This window comes from Paenibacillus sp. Soil787 (assembly GCF_001429545.1).
Classification (GTDB): domain Bacteria; phylum Bacillota; class Bacilli; order Paenibacillales; family NBRC-103111; genus Paenibacillus_E.
This window is the reverse complement of the sequence record NZ_LMSP01000048.1, coordinates 313,466-326,024: the sequence shown is the minus strand read 5'-3', so window position 1 is coordinate 326,024 and position 12,559 is coordinate 313,466. Positions and strand designations below refer to the sequence as shown.

General features: G+C 45.6%; 9 protein-coding genes. 8 read left to right on the top strand and 1 reads right to left on the bottom strand.

Annotation, left to right across the window (positions count from 1 at the left end; translation table 11 throughout):
- Positions 1 to 64 precede the first annotated feature (64 nt).
- Together ASG93_RS36740 and ASG93_RS33480 are read left to right on the top strand one after the other, a co-directional pair.
- Entirely contained in the window at positions 65 to 2,587 is a 2,523-nt protein-coding gene (locus ASG93_RS36740; protein ID WP_063892020.1) for a DUF5054 domain-containing protein, read from the top strand.
- A gap of 207 nt (positions 2,588 to 2,794) precedes the next feature.
- Complete coding sequence (locus tag ASG93_RS33480; protein WP_056839485.1) at positions 2,795 to 5,242, top strand: glycoside hydrolase; 2,448 nt, start codon at positions 2,795 to 2,797, stop codon at positions 5,240 to 5,242.
- Between the two features lie 69 nt (positions 5,243 to 5,311).
- Here ASG93_RS33480 and ASG93_RS33475 read toward each other — a convergent pair whose 3' ends face one another.
- Positions 5,312 to 6,202: an AraC family transcriptional regulator gene (locus ASG93_RS33475; protein ID WP_235551053.1), complete on the bottom strand. Its 891-nt coding sequence runs from the start codon at positions 6,200 to 6,202 to the stop codon at positions 5,312 to 5,314.
- Between the two features lie 130 nt (positions 6,203 to 6,332).
- Between ASG93_RS33475 and ASG93_RS33470 the strand changes: the two genes are divergently transcribed.
- The 6 genes from ASG93_RS33470 (at position 6,333) to ASG93_RS33445 (ending at position 12,547) form a co-directional block, all read left to right on the top strand.
- Complete coding sequence (locus tag ASG93_RS33470; RefSeq protein ID WP_056839483.1) at positions 6,333 to 7,703, top strand: hypothetical protein; 1,371 nt, start codon at positions 6,333 to 6,335, stop codon at positions 7,701 to 7,703.
- Entirely contained in the window at positions 7,703 to 8,440 is a 738-nt protein-coding gene (locus ASG93_RS33465; protein WP_056839481.1) for an SDR family oxidoreductase, read from the top strand. Before ASG93_RS33470 ends, ASG93_RS33465 begins: the two co-directional genes overlap by 1 nt.
- Positions 8,437 to 9,228, top strand: coding sequence for an alpha/beta hydrolase (locus ASG93_RS33460; RefSeq protein ID WP_056839479.1), 792 nt, complete (start codon positions 8,437 to 8,439; stop codon positions 9,226 to 9,228). The genes ASG93_RS33465 and ASG93_RS33460 overlap by 4 nt, the downstream gene beginning before the upstream one ends.
- A 234-nt stretch (positions 9,229 to 9,462) precedes the next feature.
- Complete coding sequence (locus ASG93_RS33455) at positions 9,463 to 10,782, top strand: ABC transporter substrate-binding protein (protein ID WP_056839477.1); 1,320 nt, start codon at positions 9,463 to 9,465, stop codon at positions 10,780 to 10,782.
- 66 nt (positions 10,783 to 10,848) lie between these two features.
- Positions 10,849 to 11,715, top strand: coding sequence for a carbohydrate ABC transporter permease (locus ASG93_RS33450; RefSeq protein ID WP_235551052.1), 867 nt, complete (start codon positions 10,849 to 10,851; stop codon positions 11,713 to 11,715).
- Position 11,716: 1 nt separating this feature from the next.
- Positions 11,717 to 12,547: a carbohydrate ABC transporter permease gene (locus tag ASG93_RS33445; RefSeq protein ID WP_056839475.1), complete on the top strand. Its 831-nt coding sequence runs from the start codon at positions 11,717 to 11,719 to the stop codon at positions 12,545 to 12,547.
- Positions 12,548 to 12,559 lie beyond the last annotated feature (12 nt).

The following is a 12,559-nucleotide window of genomic DNA, read 5'->3' as shown; positions in this document are numbered from 1 at the left end:
TTGTTCATTCACCATGAATTGGTATTTTGTTAAAATTTAAGTACCAAGGAAAGGAGACACATGGATGAGACAAGCTATAGCTGAAACGGGTAAACGAACGCAGTACCTTCCGAAAAGCGCGTTCGCCAAAACAATTTCTAAAATCAGGAAGCAAAAATATTTGTTCCTGCTTATGCTGCCTGGCTTACTTTATTTTCTGGTTTTTAAATACGGTCCCTTATACGGCATTCTACTAGCCTTCAAAGACTTTAATCCTACAGAGGGGATTATGGGAAGTCCATGGGTGGGTCTGAAACACTTTCATCGTATTTTTGATTCCGATGGCGTCATGCAAGTTGTCTTTAATACGCTTCGGATCAGCTTTTTGAAAATCGTATTCGGGTTTCCAGCCCCTATTGTATTCGCACTTATGCTGAATGAAATCATGGGGAACAAACTCAAACGACTGGTTCAATCCGTATCCTACCTGCCCCATTTTTTATCATGGATCGTAATATCCGGCTTGGTTTTCCAGCTGCTTTCGCCCAGCTACGGTTTGTATGGTTACGTTTGCGAGCTGTTTGGCTGGAAAACGGAAGTATTGCTTACGCAGGAGGGTCCCTTTATCTCGATTCTGATCATTGCGGAGATATGGAAAGAAGTTGGTTATGCAAGTGTCATCTTTCTGGCCGCAATTGCAGGCATAGGCTCGGAGCTGTATGAAGCAGCCAAAATCGACGGGGCCGGCCGATTTAAACAAATACTATATATCACGCTGCCTAGTCTTCTTCCCGTCATCAGCATCATGTTTATATTGAGGCTTGGACAAGTGCTGGATGCAGGCTTTGAAGAAATCCTGAGTTTATACAATCCAATGGTTTACGGAGTGGCGGATATTATAGATACGTATGTTTACCGCATAGGTTTAGAGGGCTTTCAGTATAGTTTCGGTACTGCAGTGGGGCTTTGCAAGGGAGTAGTTGCGCTTGTCCTGATCGTCTTTACGAACTGGATTGTACGCAGACCGAAAGTATTCGTTTGGCGTGCAGCCGACGGTTCAGAGATCGTCGTCAATTACGCCGACAGCTACGGCAAACCTTTCCAAATGGATGGGCTTGAGGACGTCTTATATTTTGCCCATACAGGGGATAATCATGGTCCATCCAGCATGGAAGAAATTCGCGCATTGTTCGCTCAATTGCAGCTCGATTACCCGGGAGCAGACATTATGGCCTCGACGCTTGATGCATTTGCCGAAAAATTGCTCGCACATAAACATCGTTTGCCGGTCATACGCGAGGAAATCGGGGACTCTTGGATTCATGGGGTCGCTTCCGATCCATGGAAAGTGGCGAGGTATCGTGAATTGCTTCGATTGCGCGACAGGTGGCTGGCTAGCAGCGAATTGGACCCGCAAAGCCCGCAATACGCTAGCTTTTGCAATCGGTTAATGCTGATTCCGGAACATACGTGGGGATTGAATAATTCGGTGTATCTCGTTGATTTCGCCCATTATTCGGCAGCCGATTTTGCCGCAGCGAGAACCCGAGATACCGTGAACGATACGAAAATGAAGAAATACGATTACCTTCGCCAGCTCGCAAGTGACAACAGATCCTTCAGCTATTACGAAAGTTCTTGGCAGGAGCAACGCGATTATATCGATGCGGCGATCTACGCGTTGCCAGAATGTTTGGCGAACGAGGCGCGGCAAACGCTTGAACGGATGAACCCCAAGCATAACGTCGATGTTGAAAGTTGCGCGAAAGCCATCGAGTTAAACCAGTGTTACGATTTGGGTCAATTTCAAGTCAGCTTCGCTCCGGACGGATCGATCAATAAACTGACGGATTCGTCAGGTAAACAATGGGCGGACGAAGAACACCGCTTAGGGACGTATCAATACGAGACGTTCAGCAAGGAAAGTTATGACCGCTTTTTCAACGAATATGTGACGAACCTGGACATTCATCACAGCTGGGCGGATAACGATCTTGGCAAACCTGGCATCGAGTATGCCGAGCCGAAGCCGGAGCATAGAAGGTACAAAGCGACTGCAAGGGCGCTTCGGCTGGAAAAGCAGACGGATTGCGACGTTGTCCGTGCAGAACTGCATGTGCCGTCCGATGCGCAAGAGCATTACGGAGCACCCGGAAAGCTGTCTGTCACCTACTCCTTTCATCGTAGGGAGCCGAGCATCGACATCGAGCTGCAGTGGACAAATAAAAAGGCGTGCAGACTTCCCGAAGCGAGTTGGTACTCGCTCGTACCGCTTGTCAATAACCCGAATCTATGGCTCATGGATAAGCTGGGCGAGCGGATTTCCCCGGTATTCGTTGTGAAAGACGGCAACCGGAATATGCATGGCGTGGACACCGGATTTTACTACGAAGGCGCGGACGGCAAGGCGGTTATCGAAACGTTGGACGCCCCTCTCGTCTGTCCGGGAGAGCCTCGTCTGCTGCAATTCGACAATACGTATGCTCCGCTGGATGGCGGATTTCATTTCAATCTGCACAATAACGTTTGGGGTACCAATTTCATGATGTGGTTCGAAGACGACATGAAGTTCCGTTTCAGACTCATGCTGCAGTCGAATCGAATATAAGGAGTTCGGACCTAGGTCCGGATCCCGACCAGAATTGATGCAAAGAGGATGGGATGGAATGGAATTTCCGTATCGTGATGCGGCGCTGCTGACAGAGGAACTGATTGTCGACGTTCGATGAAAAAACAATTGAATCAATCCCGTTCTTTTGCCCATTGAGGTAAACCGAATTTCATATCATTTATAGGTAAGGGAGAGCTGTGCATTATGATCAAAACAAACCGGAAATGGCGATTTTTCGTCATTCACCATTCCCATACGGACATTGGCTATACGGAAAGACAAGAACGGATTGAGCAGTATCATGTAGACTTTATACGACAAGCGCTGCAAATTTCGAGGGATGCCCGAACAGGAACGCGCAGTGAGTGGAGCGGCTTCAAATGGACTTGTGAGACGTTTTGGGCAGTCGAGCAATTTTTGAAGGAAGCAAGTGCGGAAGAAAAGAACGATTTTGCGGAAGCCGTGCGGCAAGGCGATATTGAATTGTCGGGAACGTATCTCAACATGACCGAGCTGCCTGATTACGACCTTCTGAGATCCATTCACTCGAAAGCGGCCGAATACGGGCGTTCAATCGGTTGCCCGGTTGATTCGGCAATGACAGCAGATATTAACGGCTATAGCTGGGGATATGCGCAAAGCTTGGCGGAAGCGGGCATCCAGTACCTTTTTTCGTGTATTCATACGCATCACGGGATGTTTGCGCTTGGCCGCAAGCAAATACCGTTCTGGTGGGAGACGCCAAGCGGCGACAAGCTGCTCGTTTGGAACGGGGATCACTACATGCTTGGCAACGAATTAGGGTTTTGCCCGGATGCGGTCGGCAGTTACATGATCCGTGACGAGTTTCATACGCCGGCGATTGTAGACAACCACTTCGAAATCATGACCACTCGAATCGAACGTTATTTAAACAAGTTGGAGGAGGAGCAATATCCGTATGATTTTGTTCCTGTCATGGTACAGGGCCTGGCTACAGATAATGGTTCGCCTAACGGGGAGATTGCGGAAGTGCTTCGGAAATGGAATGCGGAAAACGGGGACGAGGTTCGTATCGAGCTGTCAACGTTAAGCGAATTTTTCCGGCATCTGAAGCAGCAAGAAGCCGACATTCCGGTATATCGGGGAGATTGGCCGGATTGGTGGTCGGACGGGATAGGGTCCACACCGATGCAGACGCAAATTTTCAAGGATGCACAGCGCACGCTGCGCAAAGTCAAACGGCTTGATCCGCAAAAGCAAATCGTTAGCTCGGCGGAGCTGTCCGAAATCGAGCAGCAGCTTATCATGTATGCGGAGCATACGTGGGGATTCCATGCGTCGGTTCATTCGCCTTGGCATTGGAACGTCCAGATGCTTGAGGTTCGCAAGCTGGCTTATGCGGCGAATGCAAGCCGGCTAGCCCACGGTGCTTTGGATCAAGTTCGCAACGCTTTGGACGGTTCTCTGTTATATCCGGGACGCCCATTCCGTTATCGTGTCGTCAATACGGAAGAGCATCCTTCAAAGCAGCTTGTCGACTTGGAGTGGGACGGTTTTGAGAACGAACGGTTCAAAGACGGACTGGAAGTCGTTGAAGAAAGCAGCGGGCAGGTCGTCCCTTCGCAGCGAGGCTATCAGACGGTTACGGTCGAAGCGGACTTACAGCCGGGTGAGCAGAAACAATTTTTCATCCGGCCGGCGGAGGTTTCAAAAGCGAAAACGACGAGTAACTTCAAGCTGGTCGGTGCTGAAACGATTAATGACATCGAGGATATATACTCTCACGGAGCAGAGCAAGAAGCGTTCATTATTTCGCAGTATGCTGTCGAATCACCGTTTGCGGTTATCCGTTGGAGTGAAGACGAAGGGATCGTCTCCTGGGTGAATAAGGAAACCGGAGAAGAGATGATCCGCGCGGACCGAAAGCACGGAGCGTTCACGCCCGTGTACGAGGTGACGCCTGCTGTTGACCCGATCAACCCGAGCAGCATCTACACTGCCCGCTCTTCGATGGGCCGCAACAGGAAAGGTCTGAACGTGAAGCGCTCGGCCGGACGAATAGTTAAGGCGAAAGCAGTTGGGAGCGGTCCGTTGTACGGCGTCGTCGAGCTCCAGTTTCAAACGCCGGGGATGAGCTATTATTCGCTGTTTTTAAAGCTTTATGCGACGATTAACCGGGTAGATGTTGCCGTTCGCTTTCATAAAGACAGCGTATGGGAACCGGAAAACGTCTATATTTCACTCCCGTTCACGAACGGAAGCTTAGACAATGAAACGTTATGGTTTGATAAGTCCGGAGCGCTCGTGCGTCCATGGACCGACCAGCTGCCGGGAACGCTGCTCGATTATTCTTGCGTTCAGGAGGGGCTGGCGTTTGTAAGCGATGACCGTTCGCTGATGATCGCTACCCCGGATACGCCGCTCATGCAGTTAGGATCTCTGGAGCATGGCAAAAGACTGCTGCATACGCAGCAGCGGGAAGATACCGAGCGACAACTGTACGCTTGGGTGATGACCAATTATTGGGAAACGAATTTTAAGGCGACGCTCGGCGGGTTTTACGAATTCCGTTATCACTTAGAATGGAGCAAAGATATCGGTACGGCGGATAAAGCGATCGGTCGCTGCCAAACAATGAGCTCGGGTTTTGCGACGTGGCGAATTAAATAATTTTGGCGATCAACTTAGCCTATCCCCTTTCTGAACAATGGCAGGGGATTAGGCTATTGTTGTTTCACCTTATTCAATATAATTTCTCCTGAACTGCCCCGGCGTTTCTCCCGTTATTTTCTTAAATGCATTCGAAAAATGCGGTACATCGGAAAACCCGCAGAATTGTGTGATTTCTTCCATGGTGTAGTCCCCTTGTTTAAGCAGCTCCTGTGCATGCTGAATACGCAAATGTAAAAAATATTGATGTGGGGAAACACCGAATTTTTCTTTGAATAGTGCAGAAAACCTTGAAGGCGAAAGTCGTGCTCTTTTAGCCATATCATCAAGCGATAACGATTCAGACAAATGGCTAAAAAAGTACGAAGTGATCCAGTTCAAAGACTGAGGTTTTAACGATTTATCTTCTTGCTGCAGATCACTAAATTCTTTCAATACACCAATAATTAAATCCTCCAATAAATGATTGGCTTCCATTTGGCTGATCACATCCCCATTTTGCCAAAGCCCAATCATTTTTAACAACGATTCTTTGTAAATCGAGCGGTGAGTGAACTTAAATTTGACTGGGATCGAAATGTTCATGAAGTCATTCAATCGAGGTTGCAAAAGATGCTCATATTCACTTAGATCAATCTGTCCTGGCTTCGTTGGAAAGCTTTGTTCACGTGCCGAATTATAGAAGAGATCGAAGTGTGCAAATGGCGTAATGGTTCGTGTAATTCCCTTTAATGAACACAGTTCACCAGGTTGAATGAGACAAAAGTCCCCTACCTGAAAGTCATATCGCCTACCGTCTATCTCGATTTGACAGCTTCCTTCCTGTATGTAGATTAATAAATAATCCAGAAGTTTCCGATTGGGTACTGTCCACCCTGGCTGTCTTACCGCATAGTCGGATTCTCGGATATAGGGGACGAAGGGGTGCTCTTTAATGGCTTCAAGAAATGATTGTTTCAAGGGAGTCTCCTTTTCACACTCGGAAGTATAATAAGATTTTACAAGAAAACAGTAGAGTTTCACAATGCTTTTTTAAGGCGGGTACTATATATTTAAGACAATTCTTAAAGAATGAAAGGGAGGATATTGCATGGTAAGAGTAAATAACAACAATTTAGGCTTGATCCCGCTTGCAGGTGTATGCAGTTATGAAGACGCTTGCAAAAATGGCTATGACATCGATCATAATGTGAATTTACTAAGAAGGTATTTGTATTCTGAATCGCAGTTGAATCAAATTTTTGCAGCCCATATTACAAGTGTCCCCGAATGGGAGGTAAAAGGTGCTTTCGGATTGCACATTTGGCTGGATGCCGAACATAGTGCGGCACTTCGGAAAAGGGTTACGGAGATGAGGGAACCGCCTTTGCATTTGGATAAAGTGCCGGATGCTCAGATCGAAGCCTTCTTCAATGAGGTCATTCGTGCAGAATCAACTCTGGAACTGCTAGTAGGAATTTACAGGGTCGCAAAGCCGGAATTGGTGCGTTCGATGAAAAAACATATAGCGGAGACGAATCCATTGGTCGATCATCCGACCTGCCGGGTGCTGAAGCTAATTTTAGTGGAAGAGGAAGAAATGATTCCATGGGGAGAGGCTGCTGTGCAAGCGCTTATCCGTTCTGATGAAGATCAGCATGCCGCTATGAAGTGGCAAAAACATCTGGAATCTTTTCTGTACGCCGCAGGCGGCATTTCAGGGGATTTGGTTAAGCCTGAAGATTGGCAGCCTTCTGTGCCCCGTGCTAATGGCCAACGTTATGAAATGAAAGTGGAGCCTCGGCGCGATGCAAGATTCTTGGATACCTATAATTCAACAAATAATTATGACAAGATCTTTTCCGATGAAAGCTTTCCGGCGGATGAAAGAACTTATGCGCTCCTCTATAAACGTCTGCGTGAGATGGACGTACCTGAGTGGATGGGACCCATTATTTATAAAACGAATGGTAAGCCATGGGAATATTATCAAGATATGAGCAGACAGTTATGGGACGAGGCTCGTCATTCGATGATGGGTGAAGTGGGTTTGTACCAGGACGGCGTTGAGTTTTACAAATATCCGGTAGAATTTTTAACAAGTATGGCATTGAATACGAAAACTACTCCGCTGGAGGCGCATCTTGTTCTTTGGTACATTGAGCAAGGATTAATGCCCAAAGACACCGGTAAACATTTTGAATGGGTCATAGCCAAAGCATCGGATAACGATCTTGCAAAAACGTTTCAGGATTACGATTGGGCCGATGAGGTCTTGCACGCGCAGATCGGCAGAAAATGGTTGGTTCCAGAATACAAGAACATGGAAGAGCTTAAACAGCAAGCAGAAATCGTCATGAATCGGAACTTGGCAGAAAAGGTTAGATTGAGTCATCAATCCGATCAAAAAGAATGGTGGCCTGAATTTCTCGCTGAAATTCGTGCCGGGAGAGAAAGAACTCGTGGAGGAGTGACTATATAATGAATTTGACAGGTAAAGTATGTGTGGTTACCGGGGCGGCTAGGGGGATTGGTTTCTCTCTAGCTAAACAGCTTCTTGCGGCAGGCGCTAAGGTTATGATTAGTGATGCCGATGAGAAGGCACTGCAAGTGGCTTTAAAAAGTCTTTCTTCTGACCGTGTCAGCGCATGGAAGACAGATGTCCGCTTAGAGTCGGATATATCCGCGTTGGCAGAGAACGCGGAATCTCAGCTGGGACCGATTGCCGTATGGATCAATAATGCAGGTGTGGCAAGGCATAAGCTGATCACGGAATATACCGAGGATGATATCGATTGGATGATGGACGTCAATTATAAAGGCACTGTCCTTGGATGCAAGTATGCGCTTCGTACAATGAAAGAACAGCGTGCTGGCCATATTATCAATATCATATCTACAGCTGGATTAACGGGCGTGCCTACTGAGTCTGTCTATTGCGGTACTAAATTTGCTGTAAGAGGATTTACGCAAGCGCTTCAAGAGGAAGCCGCACAATTTAATATCCGTGTTTCCGGCATCTTTCCCGGGGGTGTTAATACGGCTTTCTGGGATACGGCGCGTGAACAAAAATCACCGGTAGAAAAATATTTAACACCCGACGATGTAGCAAGAGCCATTGTCTCGGTGATTGAAATGGATGACAATTGTGTCACGCATGAGATCGTGCTCCGATCAATGAAGGATGCGAATTTTAACCTGCAGGAATTAAATAAATGAGGGTACGACTTTATTCCGAAATCATTCAATCTGCGGCTTTAAACGCGCGTCGAGTCTACCGTCTCTTGCTGCCGGAACCGCGTCCGATTGGTAGACTGCCGTTACTGATTTTGTTGCATGGTGTTCATGGTTCTGAACTTGATTGGACGGAACAAGGAAATATGCTTCAAACCATGCAGAATTTGGTAGAAGAAAAGCAGATAGATCCTATGGCGATCCTCATGCCCTCTGATGGATTGACCGCCATAGGTACCGGTTATTTGAACTGGGATGCAGGAAGGCCGCATCTGTATGAAGATTATTTGTTGGAAGACCTGATCCCGCATGTTGAACATAGATGGGACGTCGGCGGTACAAAGGAAACACGCGGGATCAGCGGCTTATCTATGGGAGGATATGCTTCCATTCGGTTGGCTTTTGCCTATCCGGAACAGTTTGCATCTTCCTCCAGTTTAAGCGGATTTTTTGATGTTAAAGAGTTGGCAGAATTGATTGGTTCAGAAGATTATGCTTCGATTTTCCAAATGAATGAGAAACGAATGATGGAGGAATCGCCCATAACGATGGCGATTCCTTCCACAGTCGACTTGCCCAAGATTTACTTTGATTGCGGCGTAGACGATCCATATATTCATATGAATCGCGGGCTGCATGATCGGTTGGTGGGGATTGGAGCTCCCCATACTTATGCTGAGCATCCGGGTGCTCATACTTGGGAGTATTGGTGCGAACATATAAAAACACATCTCATTTTTCACGCAAATGCTTTTCAGGGGTCCTCTTCTTGAGGGCTTCTTCTTTCGTCGTATAAGGGAGATATCGTGCAATTTTTTATCGGAGAGGACCCTTATAGCAGCTAAATCAGATTATGTATTGGCACTTAAGCAGAAGATAACGCAAGCCCGATAATAAAGTGAGTTATTATTTGGAGTTAAACATTAATTAATACACTATATGTCGTATAGTTTTCTTCTTATAATTCAATTGTGAGTATAAATCATTCTATAGAGGGGGTATAAGAAATGAAAAAAATCATGCTGTTGGGATTAACCTTGATGCTGATTTTCGCCATTGTAGGATGCAGTAAATCGACGCCAACTCCATCCGATGGCACCGCATCCAAAGCACCAGACCCGACCGTGACTCCAGTACCACAATCTAAGCCGGCAGAGCTTAGTGTGCTTGTGTTCGAAACGCCAAACTTAACCGCACAGTTCTGGGATGCTGCAATTAAGAGATTTACTGACAAGCACCCTAACATCAAAATCAACAAGGTGGTTTCACCGGATACGGACCGTACAAAATATGCAAAGCAATTGCTTGCAACAGGTCAATTCCCTGATGTATTGATGTCAATTACTGCACAAGATTTCCTGGCTTCCAATTCTTTGTTGCCTTTCGAAGATAAATACTTGAGCAAAGTACCTGGGGCAAAAAGTCTCGCGATTGATGGCAAGGTGTATCAGCTGCCATGGGGAGCTCAAACGATTTCTTACATTTACTACAATAAAAAAATGTTCAAAGATGCCGGTGCGACCGAACCTAAAACCTGGAAAGAGTTCATGGACGTAGTCGATAAATTAAAGGGATCTGGCGTTACGCCACTATTATACGGCGGTGCTAAGGACCCTTGGACGACAACATTCCTGCTGGACGGCATTATCAGCGCGGATGTATACAGCAAAGAGCCTGATTGGGTTAGCAAACGTAAAAAAGGCGAAGTGAAATTCTCTGATCCATTGTTTAAGAATGCGGTTTTGAAATGGAAGAGCTTGTATGATTCCAAGTCCTTTAATGCAGATGGACTAAGCATTGGATACGCTCAACTGCAGGATGCTTTCTTAAAAGGTAAAGGCGCTATGTATCCTATGGGTTCCTGGTTTGTAGCTGCGGCCGATGCGCAGAAAGATATTGAAGTAGGCGTGTTCCCTATTCCAACCGAAGACGGGGCCATTATCAATCCTTACGCTGTAGGCGGGCCTGCATTCGTTAGCTCCTCCTCAAAATTCAAAGAAGAAGCGCAAATGTTCGCGACTGAATTCGTAACGGATCCGCCAAACGTATTGGAAGTGGTTAAGTCAGACGCGCTAATTCCGTTGGAAGGACAGACCGTTGATTATAATTATTCGCCTTTATTTAAGCAAGTTATCGAACTTAGTAAACAAGGCAAGAAAGTGAATGCATTCGGATGGGAAAACGGCGATGCTGCCATGATTGCCGGAATGACGGATGAAATTAACAAAGCCGCTCAGAATATCATTCTTGGTAAATCCGTAGATTCGGAATTAGCAGTATTGGATGCAAAGTGGGATGAAATCAGCGCGCGAATGACTAAAAAATAAAGTATAGAACAGGGAGAAGGGAAGTTCCCTTGTCCCTGTTTTTCGAATCTGAAGGGCGTGGAGACAATGAATAACAAAATATCTAACTTTATTCTCTTCGTATCTCATGGACTGATCATTTATTTGATTTTTGTCATATTGCCTATTGTCCTTTGCTTTTATTACAGCTTCACGAATTTCAATCCTTTGTACCCTACATTTAATTGGGTGGGATTTCAAAACTATTCTGCTCTTCTTAAGGACAGCGCTTTCGGTCATGCCATCGTGGTTACTTGCATCATCGCATTCATCGTGACTTTCGCCTCTAACATATTGGGTTTGCTTTCAGCCCTGCTAGTGAATTTCAAGGGGTGGATTTATAATGCGTCAAGAACGATATTTTTCACGCCGCAAGTACTGAGTCCTGTTATTGTCGGCTTTATATGGTCGATCATACTTACCGATGAAGGCGTATTAAATAAGCTGTTGGGTATAATTGGGCTAGAAGGAACGAGCTGGTTGTCTAACGTAAATATCGTCATCTATTCCATAATAGCTGTTATCGTTTGGCAATCGATGGGGTTCTGTACCGTTGTTTTCTTGGCAACCTTGCAAAGCATTCCAAGAGACTTGTATGAAGCGGCTAAGATTGACGGTTGCAATCGCTGGCAGAGGTTTAAAAATATAACGTTTCCATTGCTTGCTCCGGGAATTACGATTAATACCGTTATGCTGTTGATTTCCAGCTTTAAAGTATTTGATCATGTTGTTGTTCTAACCAATGGCGGTCCTGGTACGACTACGGAAACGATTTCTTTGAAAATCATAAATATGGGGTTTGTCGAAAATCAAATGGGATATGCTTCGAGTATGGCTGTTGTTTTGTTCATGCTGATCGGTATTATTTCCGTTCTTGTTGTCACGCTCCTGAAACGCAGGGAGGTTGAATACTAAGATGCGATCCAGATTTTTTGGCCAATTACACGTTTTGTTTACAATCTGCATAACATTTGTATTTTTTCTTCCCTTATATCTGGTGCTTGTCAATATTTTTAAAGATAGCAAAAAGGTCATAGCGGATCCATTAGGTTTTCCAAAGCACATTACGTTTGAAAATTTAATAGGAGTGCTAACGAGATCGGATCACCTGTTGTACACGAGTGTGTGGAATAGTGTCTTAATTACGGGCCTTACTTTAGTCGTAGTCATCATTTCTTCATCGATGGTTGCTTATTATTTAGTGAGAAACGATAATAAGAAGACTAGATTATTGTTAATATTTTTCTTATTCGGGTTAATGGTGCCCACTACGATTATTCTCATTCCGGTCGTTAAAGTTTTGATCGCTGCTCATTTAATGAGCACGAAGACGGGATTAATCATTTTTTATATGGGGTATTATATTCCATTCGGCATCTTTATGTATGCTGGATTTATCAAGACAATCCCTCGAGAGTTGGATGAAGCGGCTTCCATTGACGGATCAAGCTCGTTACGTACCTTTTGGAGGATCATCTTTCCTTTGCTGGGTCCGTGCACCTCGAGCGTAATCATCTTCATTGGTTTATGGGTTTGGAACGACTTTATGAATCCGCTCATCATTATCGGACCAACTAAGGGGACAACCATTACAGCAGGAATCTATCGTGTAATCGGGCAATATTCGGTGAATTGGGGCCAAATGTTCGCTATGATGTTTCTAGCCTCTTTGCCAATTATCGTCTTATATCTTGCTCTGCAGAAACAATTTGTGGAAGGTATTACGTCGGGTTCTTTAAAAGGATAATGATTTCGAAGG

What these genes read in the sequence shown, in the direction of transcription:
- ASG93_RS36740 (WP_063892020.1), top strand. Translation starts at nt 65, where the DNA reads ATGAGACAAGCTATAGCTGAAACGGGTAAACGAACGCAGTACCTTCCG.
- ASG93_RS33480 (WP_056839485.1), top strand. Translation starts at nt 2,795, where the DNA reads ATGATCAAAACAAACCGGAAATGGCGATTTTTCGTCATTCACCATTCC.
- ASG93_RS33470 (WP_056839483.1), top strand. Translation starts at nt 6,333, where the DNA reads ATGGTAAGAGTAAATAACAACAATTTAGGCTTGATCCCGCTTGCAGGT.
- ASG93_RS33465 (WP_056839481.1), top strand. Translation starts at nt 7,703, where the DNA reads ATGAATTTGACAGGTAAAGTATGTGTGGTTACCGGGGCGGCTAGGGGG.
- ASG93_RS33460 (WP_056839479.1), top strand. Translation starts at nt 8,437, where the DNA reads ATGAGGGTACGACTTTATTCCGAAATCATTCAATCTGCGGCTTTAAAC.
- ASG93_RS33455 (WP_056839477.1), top strand. Translation starts at nt 9,463, where the DNA reads ATGAAAAAAATCATGCTGTTGGGATTAACCTTGATGCTGATTTTCGCC.
- ASG93_RS33450 (WP_235551052.1), top strand. Translation starts at nt 10,849, where the DNA reads ATGAATAACAAAATATCTAACTTTATTCTCTTCGTATCTCATGGACTG.
- ASG93_RS33445 (WP_056839475.1), top strand. Translation starts at nt 11,717, where the DNA reads ATGCGATCCAGATTTTTTGGCCAATTACACGTTTTGTTTACAATCTGC.